The organism is Clostridium sartagoforme (genome assembly GCF_004794105.1).
GTDB classification, from domain to species: Bacteria; Bacillota; Clostridia; order Clostridiales; family Clostridiaceae; genus Clostridium; species Clostridium sartagoforme_B.
In genome coordinates this window covers 306,783-327,398 of record NZ_SRYR01000002.1, presented here as the reverse complement: position 1 = coordinate 327,398, position 20,616 = coordinate 306,783, and the positions used below count along the sequence as shown (strand labels likewise).

General features: G+C 26.6%; 16 protein-coding genes and 2 pseudogenes. 1 reads left to right on the top strand and 17 read right to left on the bottom strand.

The window, feature by feature from the left end; genetic code table 11:
- Positions 1–8: 8 nt before the first annotated feature.
- The 15 genes and pseudogenes from E5347_RS08455 to E5347_RS08390 all read right to left on the bottom strand — a co-directional run bounded on the left by E5347_RS08455 (position 9) and on the right by E5347_RS08390 (position 17,764).
- Positions 9–278, bottom strand: coding sequence for an ATP cone domain-containing protein (locus tag E5347_RS08455; RefSeq protein WP_136006350.1), 270 nt, complete (start codon positions 276–278; stop codon positions 9–11).
- Between the two features lie 102 nt (positions 279–380).
- Entirely contained in the window at positions 381–1,826 is a 1,446-nt protein-coding gene (locus E5347_RS08450) for a DEAD/DEAH box helicase (RefSeq protein ID WP_136006348.1), read from the bottom strand.
- A gap of 238 nt (positions 1,827–2,064) precedes the next feature.
- Entirely contained in the window at positions 2,065–2,670 is a 606-nt protein-coding gene (locus E5347_RS08445; RefSeq protein WP_136006347.1) for an HAD family hydrolase, read from the bottom strand.
- Positions 2,671–2,969: 299 nt separating this feature from the next.
- Positions 2,970–4,592 carry a multicopper oxidase family protein gene (locus E5347_RS08440; RefSeq protein WP_136006345.1) on the bottom strand — a complete coding sequence of 541 codons (1,623 nt, stop codon included), beginning with the start codon at positions 4,590–4,592 and terminating at the stop codon, positions 2,970–2,972.
- A gap of 268 nt (positions 4,593–4,860) precedes the next feature.
- Positions 4,861–5,361 carry a DedA family protein gene (locus E5347_RS08435; RefSeq protein WP_136006343.1) on the bottom strand — a complete coding sequence of 167 codons (501 nt, stop codon included), beginning with the start codon at positions 5,359–5,361 and terminating at the stop codon, positions 4,861–4,863.
- A 159-nt stretch (positions 5,362–5,520) separates the two neighbouring features.
- A pseudogene (locus tag E5347_RS08430) lies at positions 5,521–5,778 on the bottom strand (M42 family metallopeptidase); the annotation flags it as partial.
- Positions 5,779–5,899: 121 nt separating this feature from the next.
- On the bottom strand, positions 5,900–6,238 hold the full coding sequence (locus E5347_RS17085) for a hypothetical protein (RefSeq protein WP_243109760.1): 339 nt from the start codon (positions 6,236–6,238) through the stop codon (positions 5,900–5,902).
- Between the two features lie 10 nt (positions 6,239–6,248).
- Complete coding sequence (locus E5347_RS17080) at positions 6,249–6,530, bottom strand: hypothetical protein (RefSeq protein WP_243109759.1); 282 nt, start codon at positions 6,528–6,530, stop codon at positions 6,249–6,251.
- A gap of 321 nt (positions 6,531–6,851) precedes the next feature.
- Complete coding sequence (locus tag E5347_RS08420) at positions 6,852–9,443, bottom strand: S8 family peptidase (protein WP_136006341.1); 2,592 nt, start codon at positions 9,441–9,443, stop codon at positions 6,852–6,854.
- 17 nt (positions 9,444–9,460) lie between these two features.
- A complete protein-coding gene (locus E5347_RS08415) occupies positions 9,461–10,462 on the bottom strand; it encodes an AAA family ATPase (protein WP_136006339.1) in 1,002 nt (333 codons plus the stop codon).
- 387 nt (positions 10,463–10,849) lie between these two features.
- Positions 10,850–11,890: a M42 family metallopeptidase gene (locus E5347_RS08410; protein WP_136006337.1), complete on the bottom strand. Its 1,041-nt coding sequence runs from the start codon at positions 11,888–11,890 to the stop codon at positions 10,850–10,852.
- 29 nt (positions 11,891–11,919) lie between these two features.
- A complete protein-coding gene (locus E5347_RS08405; protein WP_136006414.1) occupies positions 11,920–13,671 on the bottom strand; it encodes a Swt1 family HEPN domain-containing protein in 1,752 nt (583 codons plus the stop codon).
- A 135-nt stretch (positions 13,672–13,806) separates the two neighbouring features.
- On the bottom strand, positions 13,807–15,093 hold the full coding sequence (locus tag E5347_RS08400; RefSeq protein WP_136006334.1) for a hypothetical protein: 1,287 nt from the start codon (positions 15,091–15,093) through the stop codon (positions 13,807–13,809).
- 324 nt (positions 15,094–15,417) lie between these two features.
- Positions 15,418–16,111 (bottom strand): annotated as a pseudogene (locus E5347_RS08395) (arsenic resistance protein); the annotation flags it as partial.
- 30 nt (positions 16,112–16,141) lie between these two features.
- Positions 16,142–17,764, bottom strand: a complete 1,623-nt coding sequence (locus E5347_RS08390; RefSeq protein WP_136006332.1) for an ATP-binding protein — start codon at positions 17,762–17,764, stop codon at positions 16,142–16,144.
- A gap of 106 nt (positions 17,765–17,870) precedes the next feature.
- Between E5347_RS08390 and E5347_RS08385 the strand changes: the two genes are divergently transcribed.
- Positions 17,871–18,131: a helix-turn-helix domain-containing protein gene (locus E5347_RS08385; RefSeq protein ID WP_136006331.1), complete on the top strand. Its 261-nt coding sequence runs from the start codon at positions 17,871–17,873 to the stop codon at positions 18,129–18,131.
- Between the two features lie 33 nt (positions 18,132–18,164).
- Here E5347_RS08385 and E5347_RS08380 read toward each other — a convergent pair whose 3' ends face one another.
- Positions 18,165–18,944, bottom strand: coding sequence for a hypothetical protein (locus E5347_RS08380; protein WP_136006329.1), 780 nt, complete (start codon positions 18,942–18,944; stop codon positions 18,165–18,167).
- A 2-nt stretch (positions 18,945–18,946) separates the two neighbouring features.
- Positions 18,947–20,611 carry a site-specific integrase gene (locus E5347_RS08375; RefSeq protein ID WP_136006327.1) on the bottom strand — a complete coding sequence of 555 codons (1,665 nt, stop codon included), beginning with the start codon at positions 20,609–20,611 and terminating at the stop codon, positions 18,947–18,949.
- Positions 20,612–20,616: the final 5 nt, after the last annotated feature.

Sequence of the window (20,616 nt, the reverse complement as noted above, 5' to 3'; positions counted from 1 at the left end):
TATCTAGTTTATTTACCAAACTCTACATAAGATTTTAGTACACTGTTAAATCCATTTCTTTTTAAAATTTCAAAAATAACACCAATAACTTCATAACTTGAAGTTATTAAAGTATCTTTTCTAATCTTTAACAAAGTATTTTCAATATCAGAGGTAATTATCTTTAAGTCTGATTCATTTAGCATACTTTCACTATCTCTAGCTGCGTTTTCAATGCTTGTTTTAATTTTTTTTATGTTAAACTCTTCTATTCTTCCATCTTTTTTAATTATTTTCACTTAATACCCTTCTTTCTATAATTATTTTTATTATATAAATTTAAATAATTTCATTTTAATTCACCTAAATTTATTATTATAAGTTTTCTTGAAATTTATAACTTAATTTTTAGCTCTACTTATCTTGGCTATTTTACCTTTTACTTTTATTTCCTTATACTTTTTTAATACTATATTTCCTTTTCCATTTAAAATATCTACATAAGAAAATCCATCTTGAACATCAATTATACCTATATCTTCTCCAGTAATACCATCTAAGTTGCTTAAAGCTCCAAGAATATCAATATTTCTAATCTTCTTTTTCTTACCAGCACCTATATAAAGCTTAGTGACCTCACTATGTATGGATTTTTTCTTATTATTACTATTTCCATAATTAGTTTTTTGATCTTCAAGAAATCTTTTTCTACCTTCTATAACTTTTTCATATTCAGGAATAGTTATTACTTCAATTTTATATCCTATATACTCTTCTATGTCATCTAAAAATCTTTTTTCTCCTGTAGAAGTTAAAGTGATTGCTAAACCATTCTTATCTCCTCTACCACTTCTTCCTATTCTGTGGACATAACTTTCCTTTTCCATAGGTACTTCGTAATTAAATACATTGGTTATATGGTTAATATGAATTCCTCTAGCAGCAATATCTGTAGCTACTAGCACTTTAAATTCTTTACCTTTAAAGCTATCCATTACTTTTAATCTTTCCTTTTGATCCATATCTCCATGTAGCTCATTTGCTTTAATATTTTCTTTTCTAAGTAAAGAACTAAGATTTCTTACTGATTCTTTAGTATTACAAAATACTATTGCTGAATCATCTGTATAGTTATAAAGAAGCTTTAATAATGTTTTAAACTTATCTTCTCTATTTGAAATTATATACTTCTCACTAATTTTTTCTCTATTAAAGACCTTAGATTTTATATTTAGAACCTTTGGTTCTTTCATATATTTTTCATACAAGCCTTCAATTTCACTAGGTATTGTAGCTGAGAAAAGTGCAGTACTTTTATTTTCTGGCAAATCATTTAATACTTCTGCTATTTGATCAATAAATCCCATATTAAGCATTTTATCTGCTTCATCTATAACTACATATTCTATTTTACTTGTATCTAAGTTTCCCCTTTTAATATGGTCTATTACTCTTCCTGGGGTTCCACATACAATATGTACCCTTTGTTTTAACTCTCTTATTTGCTCATTAAAGGGTTGTTTTCCAAATATAGCTGCTGCTCTAATTTTCTTTAGTCTCCCGATATTTGAAATATCCTCTTTAACTTGCATTGCAAGCTCTCTAGTAGGGACTAATATTAATGCCTTCACTATATTTTCTTCTTCATTTATTAATTCACAAAGTGGTATCCCAAAACTTGCAGTCTTACCACTACCTGTTTGTGATTTTACCACTATATCATTTTTATTTAACATTTCTGGAATAACTTCTTTTTGAACTTCAGATGGATGCTCAAATCCTAAGTTATCTAGAGCTTTTAAAATTTCATTATTTAAGCTCATATCTCTAAATTTATCTATCTTCATAAGACTCCCTCTTTTTTTAACTTTTAAATATCTTTTTTATCCTATGGCTACCATTGCCAAGATTCACTTTATTTTAACTCACTACTATTCTATATACAAGTAAAATAGGTAAGTTAATAAATAAAAAAGTGGCTATACCAGTTTATTATTTACTTCCCTTACTTCAAGTAATCACAAACTTAAATATGTCCACTATAAAACTAAGTATTTTTATTTTCTTTCTCTATGGTATAATATCTTAATCTATGTCTATACTTAACTTCTTAAGTTCTTCTCTTAATGTACCAGGTTCCTCTAAGAAAATTGTTTTAATTCCTATTTTATTAGCACCTTCTACATTTGCTTTAGTATCATCAATAAATATTGTTTCACTAGGATTTAATTTATATTGTTCTAATACAAGCTTATATATAGCTTCATCTGGCTTGATAAGCTTTTCAGCATAAGATACAACCCCACCATCAAAAGCCTCGAAAAATTTATTCTTTTTTACTACTTCTTCGAAAGCTAACTGATGGAAGTTAGATAGATAATAGACTTTATATCCTTTTTCCTTTAACTCTTCTAATATATTAATTGTCTCTTCAATTGGACTTAATATATCATACCAATTTTCAAAAGCCAAATTAATATCGTCTTTATAGTCTAAATTTCTTTCAATTATATTAGATATAGCTTCTTTTTCAGTAATTGTCCCTCTATCTAACATAATCCATTCTTCACTTTGGAATACTGCTTTAAATACAGTTTCAATATTCTCTTCTTTTATCTTACTCTTTAAATACTCCATTGGAGTAAAACTTAAAAGAACGTTTCCTAAGTCAAAAATTATATTCTTATACATAAATCCCCCTTAGTGCACTATAGCGCAATTAACAGTTAACAATTAATAACTCTAAATTGTTAACTTTAAATTATTAATTGGGCTGTTTATATAACAGCCCCTCTAATTTATATTAAATAGTAAAAAAGTTCTATACTAACTTTTAATCATATAATTAATTTCATCATATAATAATTTCTAATCTAAAAATATTTTATTATAGTTTTCAAATAATAATTTAGATCTATAGAATTATATCAGTATACCTTTAAAATAACTCTATATTAAATTATCTAAATTGAAAGCATCAATCTTTTACTCTACTTACAGCAATCTAATACTCTTAAAGGTCTCATCATTTCATTATCTTCATGCTCTAAGAAATGACAATGCCAAACGTAGTCTCCTGAATATCCTTTAAACTGCATTATTAATCTAGTAACCTTTCCTGGTTCTGCATCTACAGTATCTTTAAAGCCCATTTCATAATCTTTAGGCGGTTCTTCTGCCCCTGTAAATATTACTTTACCTGTATTATTGTAATTTTCTACATCGAAAGGTCTTCTCCATAATATTTTAAACTGTACTAAATGAATATGGATAGGATGTCCACCAAACATAGGATTAATTAAATTCCATATCTCAACTGAATCAAACTTAGGATTTTCTGTTGAAGGATCAGTCCATAACATCTCATCTATTTTGAATTGTGGCCTTCCATAATGGTCAGTTTGTACACCAAAAGATACTCTTCTCTTTTTCCTTACAGCATTAATATTAGGTCCATGATCAACTCTTAATGTTTCAGGGATAACACTATCATCCTTACCTTTAAGCTTTTTTGATACTTTAAATTTTAGAATCAGCTCTGTTCCAGGATTAGGTGCCGCTACATCATCATTCATTAATATAATTTCTTCACCTTTATACTTTGAAAAATCTATAATTAAATCTATTCTTTCTGCTGGCATAACCTTAAAATTAGAAAGATTCATAGGCATTTCTATTAACCCACCATCTGTTCCAATTTGAACAAATCCAGCTCCATTAGATAATCTTAAAATATATTCTCTTCTATTAGATGCATTTAATATTCTAAATCTATATTTTCTAGGTTCAACATCCAAATATGGCCATACCTTACCATTTACCACTATTGTATTACCGAAAAATCCTGGAACTATTGATGGATTAGTCCCTACTGGGAAAGGAGGCCTTTCTGGATAAAATAGCTCACCATTCTCTTTAAAAGATTTATCTTGAATCATTATTGGAATTTCGTATTGACCTTTTGGTAAGTTTAATCTTTCTTCTAATTCATCTCTTAATATATAAAAGCCTGCAAGACCTGCATAAACATTTAATCTAGTTTGTCCCATAGCATGATCATGGTACCATAATGTTGTTCCTGACTGATAATTATCATATTTATATACTTTTCTTTTAAAAGTAGGTCCTACAACATTAAAATCTCTTGTAAACCATGCTTCTGGATGACCATCACTACTACTTTCTACCTTAGCTCCATGTAAGTGAACTACTGTCTTATTTTCCGGATCATCTACTGTTCCATGTAAAGTTCTATCATAAGGTAAAAAATGCTTTTTAGGTAATTGATTTTCCCACAAAACATAGGTTGGTATATTCTTAAAGGCTTCAATTGTAGGTCCTGGATAAAGTCCATTATATCCCCATACCTTTGTAGGCGGAAAATAAGAAGAAAAGTAATGCTTGCTTTCCTTCATTGTTATTCTGTACATTGATCTTTCTTCACCATATTCATCTACTTCAGGATTAGTTTTCTCTACATATGGTAAAGGTAGCTTATCCACAAATTTAGGAACTGTATTTGGATCAGATGGATTCACAGGAATGCACTTTTTTTCTTTAGATTCTTCAATTAAACTCTCTGATGAATCTGCTACTATTTCATTATTACTCATATTATTCACCCCTTGAGATATCATAATATAATATATTCAAGGATTAATAATATGACATATGTAAAATAAAATATTATATATAGTTTTCAATCAATAATCTACATCTATAGTTTTATATCATTATAAATTAAAAATAATTCTTTAGTAAATTATCTAAATTGAAAGAATCGATCTTTTAATTTAGATCTAAGTTGTTTAGATAACTTCATATATTAATTGTTTTCAACACGAAATAAAACTTCATAGAATGTAAAAACTTAATTACAACTTATATAAAATAATATCCAAATGCATATCCTGCATACATAAATACAGAATTCCAAATTGCTATTCCTAAAGTTGAATATATAGAAAACTTTACTACGTTCATTCTAAACATTCCTGCTACAAATGGAATTAAAGTTCTTACAGCAGGAAGAAGTCTAATAATTAAAACCCCTTTATCACCATAATTTTCTATATACTGACATACTTTATCTATAGAATTCCTTGTCTTTGGAAACTTATTATAAACCCATGTCAGTATAGGTTGACCAAACCAATAAGAAATTCCATATAGTACATAGCTAGCCAAGGAACCAGCTATAACTGATATACAAAGGACAACTATAAAGTTCATATTAGCCTTTGCAACTGCAATACCTAAAGCAGGCATTATAATAGCTGCTCCTAGCCCTGGAAAATTTAAATACTCTAAAAATATAATTATAAAAACAAATATCAATCCATATCTAGCAAAATACTCTAACACTATTTGTATGCTGTCCATAATCTCCACACTCCAAGTCATCTTTTAATGACTCTTAGTTTACCCCATCTTTCTTAATATAAACTTAACAAAAAATATTAATTTTCTTAAATATAACTTAATAAAGTGTAAAATATTTATTTAAACTTATCTATCTTAATAAAATGCAAAGTATTTATTTTAACTTATATATGCTAATAAAAGCTTAATTGTATTTTCTAATCCTTCATAATGAGTTCTTTCCATACCATGAGAAGCATGTACTCCTGGACCTATAAGTGCTCCCCTGATATCATTTCCCCCTCTTAAGGCAGCTCCTACATCAGAACCATACATTGGATATATATCTACTGCATACTTAATATTGTTATCCTTTGCTAAATTTATTAGTGAAGTTACCATATTATAATCATAAGGCCCACCTGAATCCTTAGCACAAGTTTTTGTGTATATCATTCTAAACTTATAACCTAATAAAAAAATATGCAAAACTACGCATAACTTTACTATAAATTTTTAATATTATATTATAAAAAAATGTCCAATTAGTAGTTTTAATTTATTTATCATCAAATAATTTATTAATTAGACCCTCTATATCATTTCCATTATAGAAATCTATAAAACTTTTTTGCGTGAATGCTTTAAACTTTATGGCGCTATTCCCTATACAATTCCTCAATAAATTTAAATTCTTTTCAGTTCTCTTTGGATCATAATCTTTATAATAATGAATTACTAAAAATATATACTCTATATCTTCCTTTTCTTCATTTTTAATTAATTGATTTAACAAGAAATATTGTCCAACTAATAACTTAGCCACATTACCTGAATCGATCTCTGTTAGAACTTTCCTCTTATTATAAGAAATTGAATTATCTACAGAAATGTTCACATCTTCTCTTTTACCCAAAAATATTTTTTGTTCTAATATACCCTTTCCATATTTTTTCAAATTCAGTTATAAAAATTTTTTCATTTTTACCTGCATAAACAGCATCTATATATTTAGGATTAATATATACTTTTTCACGACCATAATCTTCTTCAACCCTTCTTCTAAGTCCTTTACTTACAATTTTAGTAAATGTATTAATATCAAAATCTTCACTAAAAATAATATAGTCTCTACCTGATAAATTAGAAAATAGAACATTTTTAGGATAAGTTAATTCTCTTGTACTCACTATGCCTTTCATGTTGTTAATTTTCTTACATAAATTACATAACTCTTTAACTGAATACTCGACTCTTAATTTTTTCTTATCATTACTTAAATACTCCAATATTGCTATAATAATCTATCAACATCAGCATTCCAATTATTCTCTTCCATAATTCTAGTTACCTTATTAAGTCACTCATTTTTTACTCCTCATATAATACCATATACTCAAAAAACATTCATTATATGGAGAAAATGAATGTTAATTAATACGTCAAGTTATTATTTAAATAATTATATGATTGTTATTTAATATATAATTACTTATCATAATTTATATTGATTAAATCCTAATATGCTCTCTAATTGTTACTCGTTCTCTAATTACATTATACAAATCTATATTTTCTTCTGTTTCTAATCCTACTACTAATGCATACTCTTGTGGAGAGTCATCCCACTTTTTTTTACAACTTACAACTACAAAAATATCTTCTTCATTAAAATTGGTAGCCCTTTTAAATTCATATATTCCTTTTTGTAATGTCCCCTTGCTTCTTAATGATGATGACGGATTAGTTTCACATTCTCCATCTATACTAACTTGATTTTCACCATTTAATCTAGTAAACATTTGATAAATCTCTTCTTGTGATTTACCCTTTATTATCTTAAAATCCATATTAACTCCAAGATAATCTAACCTCGTATTCCTTACTTTTGGATTAAATGCTAAGGATACTTTTATTCTTTTCGTACCACTAGAATTAACAAATTCCTCTGTTATAGGTACTCTAAATATATGAACCTGATTTGGACTTATTTTATCTGATTCACTATTCATATCTGCCATCAATACTACCTTGTTATTTAATGAATCTAAACAATCTTCTATCATTGGGAAACCATATCCATAAGAATAGTGAAGTATTTTATTTTTATTATTAATCCATTCCCCCCTATAATTGTGTTGATATTCTCTTCGAATTTCAGATGCATCTTCTTTAACAGAGTTAACAAGACTCTCTACAGCAGGTGTATATCTAGCCGAATTCGCTAATAAACACCTAATCATGTTATTCGAAATATTAGGATATTTCCCAACTATTTTTGCTGCTATATGAGATACGTATGGTGCTGCATAACTTGTCCCAATATCAAACAAAAATATATTATCTAAATCATTCCCAAATACTAATTTACTAGTTCCCTGATTATTAACCTTAATTCTTCGTTCAAGAATATTCTGCTTTATTGCATAGTCTCCACCATAACCTACAAAATCAGGTTTTATTGAATTATTTACCCCAGGTCCAACCCTAGAAAAAGTCGATAAATAATCTGTTTTAGTTATCGACTCAACATTATTACTTAATGTATTACCTCTCACCCTTATAGTTTCATCGCTTATTGCCATAGATCCAACTGTTATTGAACTTACTGAGTTAGAAGGCTCTATTATTTTACACTCATTATTCTTAAAAAAATACTCAGGATAATTGCATACAACGTCATCTATCTCTGAATCACTATATATATAGTTCCCCGCTGAAATAACAAATAAAATATCATTTTTATTTTGTAATTCATCTAATACACATGCCCATGCCTTTGGTTTATCCCCTAAATATGTTGCATTAGAGTCACCTTGAGACAAGTTAAAAACTCTACAACCATATTGTCCATTAAAATATTCGACAATATCTTTCATTTGGTTAGGTATTAATCTTTCATACATACTTATGTACTTTGAATATATCATTCTTACGAAGGCCCTTTGATTCTCTGGAAAACAAGATGAAAATTCTATTATATCAATTTCTTTATCACATAATAAAAGATATGAATCTAATATATTTCCAACTAAAGCACCTAATTTATCCTCTAATTCAACCTTAAATACTGTAAGTGGATCTGTATATTCTCCGTTATGTATTTTAGCATTAAATAAATAAATTGTTGGCACAAACTCTTCATCATATGCAAAATTTCCATATTCACATATAGAGGCTACTTTTGTTCCATGTCCACTATAATCACTTGAATCATCTTCCACTTCAGTATTATCTATAAAAAATGTTTTTGAATCTCCAATTACTCCTCGCAAAAGTGGATGTTGTTGGAATATTCCACTATCAATCACACAAATTCCTGATGCTGTATCAGGATTCAAACTTGAAGTATCAAAATTTAAATCTGAAATTGATATATTCTGAATATTACTAACATCCTCGCTAATCACGTTTACAGTTTGTATATTTTCAACACGATATACTAATGGATGATTTAATAATACATCAATATCACTTGCATCTTCAATTCTAACCCTGCAAATAACAACTGAATAACCTATATACTTATCTGTGACAGATATATTGTGCGATCTTAAATCATCAATAAATTCACTCATTTTATCTTTTGATTCTTGAATTGTGTCAAAAACCCATAAATATATATCCAAATATAGGTTATTACAACTTTCATCGAAACATTTTCTATCCAATTCTGACCAAGGTAATACTGATTTTATTTTCCCAAATAAGTCTTCATTAACTACTTTCTTCTTAGCCAAAACTCCATCTTTATATTTATTTAAATCATCAATAAATGAAGTTAATTCTATATCTTCTGAAAAAGCAACTTGAATACTTCCATTTTCATCATCAATTAGTCTTAAGTTATATAAGTTTAGTTTTTCCTTTTCTTTATCTGTGAATTCAACATTATCCTCTAACTCAATCTTCATTACTAACCGAGGATTGAATGAAAATGTTCTACTATCTGTTTTTGCTTTAGTAATACTATCAGAAATATTTCTTTGTAAAGATAGTCCATGATCACCAAAAATTCTCCTCGGTATATCATACCTCGGATAACCACCTTTTCTTCTTTGAGCATCATCTATTTTTAACCTCTTTATCTCAATATGATCCATATGTCCTCCACCCTATACTATATATTATTCTCTATTAACTCTCTTCTCTTTATTTCATTATTTATTACTTTAGTTAAAATTGTATCAGTTAATCTATCAGAATTAGTTAAAACCATCTGTTTAATAGCCTCTCTACATGTTCTATCTATATCTGAGAACGCCATCCCACTAAATTTTAATACATATTTATTTAAGTCAATCCCTTTATAATTTATACTCTTGAACTTTTTTTCTAAAAGTCTTAAAATATCACTTTCAGTTGGTTTATCAAAAAAGATTATTTCATCAAATCTTCTCCATAAAGCCTTATCTATCATGGTCTCATAGTTAGTAGCCGAAATTATTATTGTATCAGAAGTAAAATTATCCATTAATTGCAAATAACTATTTACCACTCTTTTAAGTTCACTGTGTTCTGACGTGTATTCTCTACTTTTACCAATTGAATCAAATTCATCAAAAAATAAAACCCATTCACCATTTTTAGCAAAATCAAAAACCTTTCTCAAATTTGTAGACGTTTCGCCTAATAGTGATGATACTATACTGTCAAACCTAGTATACAATAATGGAATTTGTAATTCACTCGCTATTGCTTCCGCTGTAATTGTTTTTCCACATCCCGGAGGTCCACAAAATAATATTTTTGTTTTGGGTGATAATTTATAAGTTTTTAAGATATCTCTATTAAAATATTCATTTATTATATTATTAATTTTTTCTTGATTTTCATTAGATAATATTACATCATTTAGAGCCTTTTGTGTAAACTTAACATCTAACAACTCTATTCCTGTATCCCTATCTATTGGAATTTGCTTTTTATTATTAATAGTATTTTTTTTAGAATAATACTTATTTGACTCATCAAACATTATTTTATTTAATTTCATCGCTAGTAAATTATGATTTTTTCGTTTCTCTTCTTCTATGATATCAAATGCTATCTTAGAAAACTCTACATCATCATTATCCTTAAATGCCTTAAATAATTTTATTAATATTTCTCCTGAAGCCATTATTACACCTCCTTTTCAAATCTTATTATTATATACTAAAAATTAATTAATATCAATATATTTAGTATAGCAAACAGAACAATCTGTATCAATGAATCTTTTAATTATTTTGATTTTTGTAAAAACCGCTTAACTTACTTCATTTAATAACATCTTATATTCCTATTTATAATTATCAATCCCCTAATCAGATAGTGCATTACTAATAGATTATTATTATTATGATATCTAATTTATTAATTATTATGATATCTAATTTATTTTTGAAATATCCTCTTTATACCTATGACATTCTTTTTGAATCTATCCCCTTTTAATACAAAATAACACCATGCTATTAAAACACAGTGCTACCTTTAATTCTTAATTCGTTATTAAATCTAACTACTATATTAAATATGCTAATAATAACCTGATTGTATTTTCCAATGCTTTATAATGAGTTCTTTCCATCCCATGCGAGGCATGAACTCCTGGACCTATAAGAGCACCCCTTATATCATTTCCCGCTCTTAATGCAGCACTTACATCTGAACCATACATAGGATATATATCTACTGCATAATCAATATTATTATCTTTTGCTAAGTTGATTAATTCTGTTGTTATTCCAAAGTCATAAGGCCCACTTGAATCTTTAGGGCAAATACTTACCATATATTCTGTGCAAGACAAATCATCACCTATACATCCCATATCAACTGCTATTAATTCAGTAATATCACTTGGTATATATGATGAACCATGTCCAACTTCTTCGTAAACTGAAATTAATATTTTAGTTGTATATTTAGGTTTTATATTTTCTCTATGCATTAATTCTAATAACCCTATTAATGCTGCTACACTTCCTTTATCATCAATAAATCTTGACTTTATAAATCCACTTTCAGTAATTGTAGTTTTAGGATCAATAAATATAAAGTCTCCGTTAGCAATTCCTAATGCTAAAACGTCCTCTTTATTTTTTACCACTTCATCAATTCTAATTTCCATGTTTTTTTCATCTCTAGGTTTTGATTTACTATCTTCAAAAACATGTGCTGCTGGACTTGTGCTTAAAAATGTACCTGTATAAACTTTGCCATCTCTTGTTCTTATTTTACAATATTCACTATCTAATGTCGGTATTATAGGTCCTCCTAATATTGTAAACTTTAAAGTTCCTTCTTTAGTTATAGATCTAACCATCGCTCCTAAAGTATCTACATGAGCGCAAAGTCCAACTGTTTTCTTGTTACTATCTCCTTCAATAGTAATTATTCCACATCCCTTATTAGTTCTTTCAAACTTATATCCATAACCCTTTATCATTTCCTCTATCTTATTAATTATTTCAAAACAAAATCCTGTAGGACTATCAAACTCTAATATTTCTTTTGCTGTTTTTAATACTAATTCCTTATCTACATTAAAATTATTACTCATTTTTTCCTCCTAATGTTTATAATATCTTTTTAATAAATTATATTAGAAATTCTTTCATATATATCATTAATATTACTAGTTATTTTACATACATCATCTTCAATTTTAGTGTACAGTTTTTCCACATTAACTTCAAAATATTGCCCCTGAGTAGGCATATGATATCCATCTTCATGTTGCTCATAATCACCAAATGATATATCTATGCCCCCTCGTTCTAGTATTAGACTATTATTAGTATAATCGATATATATTTCACTCGCTTCCCCACGTCCAATACAAAACCAACCATTTATATTAACACTAAATAAATCATTATTTAATGTACGATAAGAAAATATATTCTTTCCATCTGAAAATTCATCACTCCATGATATAGAATCCATACACTCATCAATTTCATTAATCTTAGCATTTACTATATTCGATAAATAATTAGCAACTTCTTGTATTATATTATTTTTTTCAGTTGTATTAATTAATTCTGATATAATAATTTTATTCTCCTCATTAAAAATATCATTAATTAATAATAATTTCTCTTTAAATTCTAAAAATTTTTCTTCTTCATCGTACTCAAAATTAATCTCTTCTAATAAATCTCTTAACTCTTCGTAACTAATCTCTAATTTTCTTGCTTTCTCTTCAATAACACAATATAAATGACCAAGTTCACCATCACTAAATATTTTATCAATTACTTCATCATCATCCTCATAACTACTAAAGTCCACTTCTTCTAATATTAACTCTGAATACGCTTCTGCACGTTGTTGTTTTATTAATTTTTCTTCTTGCGACTTTATTAGTACATTAATATTTTCTCTACTTCTTTCAAGGCTAATACTTAGTTCATCAATTCTATCTACCATATCATGATAGAACTCCTTTGATATTACCTTGTTGTGTGCAATTATATTTCTCATATTGGAAAACTCTGTCCAAATTGATTCCATATTCTCACCTAAAATTTCCTTAAAATATTTATCCCACAAAGTTTCAATTTCTAATATATCTTTACTAATTATTTTATTTGCACTATCTTTTAATATATTTTTAATTAAATTAACTGGCTTTCCCACTTTACTTAATTCATCATTCTCATAACTTTCCTTTAACATACTAATTAAATCTCTTGTTTGTAAATTAAATAATTCTGATTTAATATGATTAAGAGTTTTATATTTTGTATTATACCATTCTCCATACTCTTTGCTCTTAGTATTAAACTCACTACTTATCTTACTTGCAAACCAATCCTCACCAAATTGTTTTAACATATATTCATTAATTAATCCTCTAAATTTATTTTCTAATTCATATACCTTAAGATATAGTTTTTGCGACATATATCCATTCTGATCATCATATATCCAATTAATAGAGTTTACATATTTAGATACTGCTTTACTAATTGCTACCTTTACTTCATACATAAAATTCTGTTGTTCTTCCGATATATTTTCATCCTCTCCTATTACACTATTCTTATAAACTATATTTACAAAAATGTTTACTTTATCATCTTTGTACGTTAATTTTTTTAAGTCTATTTTTATATTAAGATTATTTATATCAATGTTAGATTCAGCAAATAGGACATCATCTTCATATTTCTCATCTATATCACAACTTAACTCCTCATTTAAAGTCCTATAGTTATACCCTACCTCTATTTCATTATTAATATCACTAAGTCTAATCCTTATATTTTCACATATTTGAAAGACTAAATCATCTACTTCTCTCCTAATACCAGATCCAATAAATTTTATATTCACCAAACTCTTCCTCCCATTTTTTACTAACCCTAAAGTGCTAAATTCTCCACAATCAACAACATCTTCTTTTTTGAAAATAATATATTTATATCAATAGTCATTCTGCTTTTCTATTTCTAATTTAGAATAAGATTCTTATATTAATTTTTCACGAAACTTTAACTCATTAGGAATATTATCATTTACTAAACACTTATTCTCTAAGCAATGTAAGTATAATGCTAATTGTACTAATGCATAATGCTCAAAATCTCCCATAGCACCTTCAAAAGAAACATATCTCTCCAAAAACGGATATAATTCTCTCAACTTTATATACGCCCAACTTTTATTACTCTCTCCAGAATCATAATTTAAATATTCTATTTTTTCAAAATTATATGAATATTTTTTTCGTACATCACTTCCACTATTTAGGCTATATAACTCATTCAATAAAGATGTCTCATAATTGTCTTTTCGTTTAATTATTCCATTATTTTCGAACCCTATATAACTCATATTTTGCAAACTATTGTGTTCAAATTCAATCGCATATTTTAATGCATTTATATAAAGTTGCATTTTATTTTTATTCTTAGAATTTGATATATTTAATTCTAATAATCCTATAATATAATCAAATTTACTACAATATTCAGAACCATATCTTTCTTTTGCCTCTTTATCTAAATTTCTTAAATAATCTATATAATTTTCAAACTCATTTGTCATCTTTATATGTCTATTCCTAAATTTTACTATTATTTGATTATGATAATTCTCTATTGATTCTAGAATCTTTGAAACAAAATTTACTCTTGTTAATATATACTCAAATACCTGTGATATATATATTTTAATTCTTTTACTATACTCATTATCTTTACTTATATAAACTACTGCATAAAGATCGCAATCATCACTCCCCCATATTCTTCCATCATTCCATATTACATATGGACTACACTCAAAATCATTATCCTGGTATCTTTTATGACGACTTGTTTCTATAGGATGTACAGAACACAAAGAACGTAAATATTCAAAATACCTCTCATCTGATCCATTATTATCACTTCCAGGTTGATTAAAAATATTCTTTGATGTTCTGATCTTACTATCTTCAACATCAAAAATCTTTACTAACTCCTTTATACAATCAATTACAACAGCAGCATTATTCATGAAATCATAAAAATCAAATGCTGATCTGTTATATTTTCCTGTATTTAACTTAAGTTTATTTAAATAATCTACTGTATCATCAAGTCTATCCATAATTGCACATATTTTATCCCATGCACGATATACCTTGTACCTACCACTATTTTTATCAACTATTCGATGATATTCTTTGTTATATGATATATTCTGCTCCCTATTTATATTCTCTCGTAACTCTCTAAGAATTTCAGTATTAATATTAATTTGAAATATCATGTAGTTTCCCTCCCCCCTTTTATTTATTTCCAATATAATTTTAATTTTACCTCATTTTCATAATAATACAATTATTTTGAAATAAAACTAATTCACTTACTATTTTCCAATTTATTTGCCATAAGATTTTTAAATATAGACAAATTTAAGTTTCACTAACTTTTATTACCTAAAGCCACAGTTCCCCTTTTTATTTATATAAATAACTATTTTCCAAAAAATTTTTTTTCAATATACTCTATAAAATTATTTTAGTACAAGTCTATTTACGCATACAACTCTTTCTATAAAAAAAGATATAGATTTCTCTATATCTTTTAAAAACTATTCTTTAAAATACTTCCTTATGCTACTTAATATCTTAACTAAGGTTAGCATAACTATCACTTCTACTAGAACTCCAACTACAGTTGCCAATGTAGCCCCCGATCTCAAACCAAATAATGGGATAGAAACTGTAACTACTAACTCAAAAAATTACTTGCTCCTATCATTCCTGCTGGTGATGCTATTGAATGTGATATTTTCAAAAACTTTGAACATAAGTATGCTATTGCAAAAATTATAAATGTTTTTATTATTAAAGGAATTGCTATTAATATTATATGCAATGGATTTTCTAGTATTTTACCTCCTTAGAAATAAAAAAAATTACAAGTGTTAACAACAATTCTATAATAGTAAATAAATCAAACTTCTTTAAAAATATACCTTCAAAATATGCTAACTTTTTTCTTAATTTAATATTTCTTATTAAAAACCCTAATAAGAGTGGAATTACATCAAATAGTATTGTTGAAAGAATTAATGTTTCTAAAGGTATTTTTATATTGCCTATACCTAATAGAAATTCAACTATAGGTGCAAATGCTACTAAGATAATTAAATCATTTACTGCAACTTGAAGTAATGTATATGCTGCATCACCTTTAGTTAAATGGCTCAATACAAATATCATTGCCGTACAAGGTACTGCTCCTAAAAGAACTGATCCCGCTAAATATTCTTTCTCTAATTCATCATTAAATATAATTTACTTAGTAAAATTCTAATTTTCTCTATATTTTTCATTTATCAACTTTTTCAATTCTATAACCTTAATTTTTTTATTATTCTCTGTAACAATATAACTTTCCCTATCCTCACTTACTAAAATTGCTTTTATATTATTAACTTCATTTATTATATTCTTTTCTATATCAATTTTCCAACATACAACATAATCATATGTGTCTAAAGGGTGTTTATGTTTAAAAACATTGCTTAACTTATATTCTACCTCTATTAAACAAATCTCATTATTAACATCTTCACAAATCATATCTGTCGTCATTCTGCTTGAATATGAAATTATCTCATTTACATCCTTAATAAGACACTTAGTTTTTTCATTTGATAATATAGCAGTAAATAGTAATGCAACCTCATACTCACATTGTGGAATCTTCTTTATAGGTAAATCATATGCATACAAGTTATCTACTAAATCAATTTTTTTAATATACTTATTCATTCCATCTATCCTACATTCTGCCTCATATGATTCTTCTTCTTCTTTCCTTAATTTAAAGTAACCTTTTTCAGCAATAGGCTTTATATTATTTTTAAAAATATCTTCTATCTGTGAATATATCCACTTTACCGTAATACTCTCTTCATTGCTTAAACTATTTCTATCAGCAGTTAACTCAAAATTTTGAGAGTTAGCCAATAAATGATAGTGATAATATTGTTCATCTCCTAATAAAAAGTTTGCACGTTCAAACGGAATAAAATCTTTGCATAAATATAATCCGAACCTAGCCTTATTAGTCTCTGATTGCCTTAATTTACAAACCTTTTTCCTACAGTTTACTCCTGAAACAGTCCCATATAACTGAACTGTAACTAAGTTACCATTAATAGTTGTCTCCCTATTAAATGGTCCAAAATGTCTGCAATAATTTACGCTACATCTGTATTTCTTACTTGTTAAGTCAATCTTCGGACTTTCATTGGGTGGTGAAAATTGATGAACACCAGCCATCTGTGTTTGCTTATTTAATATTTGATCTACTATATGAATTTTAGGTGTTTTATTAATATCTTTAACTAATTTTTGAAGGGTTAAATTATTTGCAAATATATTTTTAAAATTTCCTCCTGCTGTAAACCATAATATATAGTCTTTTATACTATAAAAATTAAAATACTTCTCTGGATTATCAACTATATAACCTGTAATAGTTATTTCTGTGCCTATATCAACAGATTCATCTTCTTCAACTATATACGTAGGAATTTCATCATTAATAAGTTTATCCCACGGATTTTTCATAATTACAGCATACCCTTTATTATTAACTGCCTTTGTCCTGATTTTAATTTCTTTACTTTTAAAATATGTCTTTGTACCTAACCCCTTTTCTCCAATATTTTGAACTATCTTTTTTGAATCACCTAAGTTGAAAAATGAATGTATTTCGTTAATTTCCATTCCTTTCCCATCATCTTTAAAAATCAACTCATAATCAACAACATTACTACGTTTTACATTTATCCATATATTTGAGGAATCTGCATCATAACTATTACTTATCGCTTCCCTAATTATTTCATTTGGATTTTTAATATTTAATGCAACTTCTTTAAAAATTGCCACTTCTTGTACTTTTGGTTTGAAAATACACATTTTTTACTCCTTATTTTCATATATTACCTTTTTATGCACTAGATGCATAATATAGTCTTCTGCATTTCTGTAAAATATATTCATATAATTTGTGAGGTGATTACTTATGAGATTATGCAGAAATTTATTTGGCGATATAATAAAGAATAAACGAGTAATTTTAAACCTATCACAAGAAGATTTAGTTGCGAAACTCAATTTACTTGGTTTAGAAATTAATCAAAGTGATTTATCAAGAATAGAATCTTTTAAAAGACCAATCTATGATTATGAATTATATTGCTTATGCAAAGTTTTAAATATAAATATTGCACAATTTATGTCAGATAACATGGCAGATTTATTATCTGAAATTACTATGAAATAAGAAAAAGAAGAAATTTTCACTTTCTTCTTTTTCTTATTTCATAAAGTCTGGAATGTTTAATTTTTTTTCTTTTTTATTAAATGATATAACATTTTGTACACTACTACCAGATATTTTCTCTTTTTCATTTTCTTTGTCTTCATTATTCTTAAATTCGCTATTAATTATACTGTTCATATCTATAATATCATCTTTTGCCGAATATCCTAAGTTCTTCATAATCTCTATAATTTGCTCTTCACTTTTAATAATAAAATTAGTTTCATTAATCAAATCCTTAATAGTTAAATAAATCCATTTTTCTTTTTCTTTTCTTCTATTTCTATAATATCTTTCTTCATTTTCTTTAATTTGTAATCTTAATAATTTATTCTTTTCGGATAATTCTATTATACTATTCTCTTGTTCTCTAATTTTGTTTCGCATTTCTTTTATACTATTTATATTTTCATACAACTTATCAAAAGCCTTATCATATCCAATTTTAAATACTTTTAAAATTACTTTTAACTGCTTCTTGTCTTTAATATTTTTATCTACTACTTCATCAACATTAAACTCTAATTTCTCTAATTTATCATTATTCAATTTAGAGTACATAGTCATTTTCTTTTGCTTTTTATATTCATCAACGAACTTCTTAACTTGCACATTTCTACTAAAATCTTGATATGTTACCTCGTTATATCCTAACGATTGGCTATATTTTGCTAAATCTGAAAACTTCAAACTAACTATATAAGGATTATCTATTAAATATTGTTCAATAATTCTAAATAACTCTTTCTCTGATACTTTTCTTGGTCTAGCCATGTCTATTCCCCCCTAATTGATCTTTCATTCAATTTTGCTAATTTAGAGATATTATTTGCCAACCTACAAGATGTTGTTTTATATAATTCATTGAATTTGGATATACCCTCCATATCTTTTATTAGATCTATCAATACTTTCACAGTAGTATCTATATCTTTTTCTACTTTTTTAATTTCATCTTCTACAACTTCACTATTATCTTTAACGAAGAATTGACATAAGGTATGATTTCTTTCATATAAGAAACAATAATATTTATCATTATCAATATCCTGATACCGACAATATCCACCTTCTACTTTTTTAAGAATTACCTTTTTGCTATTAATAGCATTTAATATTCTATAATAATCATCGTTCCCTTTTCCTCTATTATTTTGTTTTCTGGCTTGATTTATAAACGTATTCATTTTTTTGTTAAGTGTATTATTAGATAGTGCTTTAGCATAGCCTAATGCATACCCTTTAGAGAATTCTCTTATATGATTGAAATATCCATATGCAGTATTGATATTCGTATGTCCCGATAAATACATTACTTCTAATACATCTGTACCCATTAGAATTAAATTGATTATAGCGATATGCCTAGCATCGTAAGGAGTTAGTTCACCAAGATACTTACTGCCTTCCTCTCTTTTTACATATTTAGATATAGGTTTTAACCCATATTCATTTGCTACTATAATGCTATAGAACCTTTTTACGTTATTATATAAGTCATATGATGAAATATTAGTAAGATTCTTTTTTCTATTATTGTAGTTATTACTAATATTTTTCAAAATTATATATGGAAATAATTCATCTTTAATTTCGTAATTGAATTCATTAATTAATATATCTCTATAGTTCTCAATTAAGATGAACAGTTCCTCATCGATATTAACTATATCTTCAAAATAATACTCATTAACATTAGATATATTACTAATCTTCTTACCTATTTTTCCTTTGCTTCTCCAAACTTTTAAATAGAATTCATTTCCTTCTTTATAAATACATTCAAACTTAGTTCTAACAAATTCAGAAGGTCTTAATGGTAGTATACTACAAATTTTCCACCACATAATAGTAATTAAGTAATCCTTATATTCTAGTATATTTTTATTATAAATAATATCATTAATTATATCAGAAAATAGAAATATTTCTTCAAACTCTGGTAAAGTTCTTTCACCTATTTCCTTAACCTCTATTTCATCAAACAATGTCTGAAATTCTATATATTTCTTTTCTGATACTTTTATATAATTAATAAATCTAACAATACTAGCCTTAACTAAAATATTTATACTGGATGAATCAAATTGTACTGTTAGTCTTTTCATTGCCAAATTAAAAGCCATCGTTGAATTTGGCAAATTTAAAGAAGATATAATAAAACTCCTATATGCTAATTCAAATTCACATATATTTTTACCAAATAAAACACTAAGTTCCTTCATTTTTATATCTGTTGGTAGAATGATAGAATTTTCTACACCACCAATATTAATAATCCATTGACTATCATAAAACGAACTGTTTTCTCTCAATATTCCTTTCTTACATATTTTTTTAAATTGTGTTAAATATTCATCTACCCTATCATAATTAAATTCAATACTTTCTTCTATTAAAACATTTGCATCTTCTAACTCCTTAAAAACAATATTACCCACAAATT

Excerpts from the sequence above, each read along its gene's own strand:
- E5347_RS08450 (WP_136006348.1), bottom strand. The coding sequence starts at position 1,826 with ATGAAGATAGATAAATTTAGAGATATGAGCTTAAATAATGAAATTTTA.
- E5347_RS08400 (WP_136006334.1), bottom strand. The coding sequence starts at position 15,093 with ATGATATTTCAAATTAATATTAATACTGAAATTCTTAGAGAGTTACGA.
- E5347_RS08410 (WP_136006337.1), bottom strand. The coding sequence starts at position 11,890 with ATGAGTAATAATTTTAATGTAGATAAGGAATTAGTATTAAAAACAGCA.
- E5347_RS08380 (WP_136006329.1), bottom strand. The coding sequence starts at position 18,944 with ATGGCTAGACCAAGAAAAGTATCAGAGAAAGAGTTATTTAGAATTATT.
- E5347_RS08445 (WP_136006347.1), bottom strand. The coding sequence starts at position 2,670 with ATGTATAAGAATATAATTTTTGACTTAGGAAACGTTCTTTTAAGTTTT.
- E5347_RS08435 (WP_136006343.1), bottom strand. The coding sequence starts at position 5,361 with ATGGACAGCATACAAATAGTGTTAGAGTATTTTGCTAGATATGGATTG.
- E5347_RS08390 (WP_136006332.1), bottom strand. The coding sequence starts at position 17,764 with ATGTGTATTTTCAAACCAAAAGTACAAGAAGTGGCAATTTTTAAAGAA.
- E5347_RS08440 (WP_136006345.1), bottom strand. The coding sequence starts at position 4,592 with ATGAGTAATAATGAAATAGTAGCAGATTCATCAGAGAGTTTAATTGAA.
- E5347_RS08385 (WP_136006331.1), top strand. The coding sequence starts at position 17,871 with ATGAGATTATGCAGAAATTTATTTGGCGATATAATAAAGAATAAACGA.
- E5347_RS08415 (WP_136006339.1), bottom strand. The coding sequence starts at position 10,462 with ATGGCTTCAGGAGAAATATTAATAAAATTATTTAAGGCATTTAAGGAT.
- E5347_RS08420 (WP_136006341.1), bottom strand. The coding sequence starts at position 9,443 with ATGGATCATATTGAGATAAAGAGGTTAAAAATAGATGATGCTCAAAGA.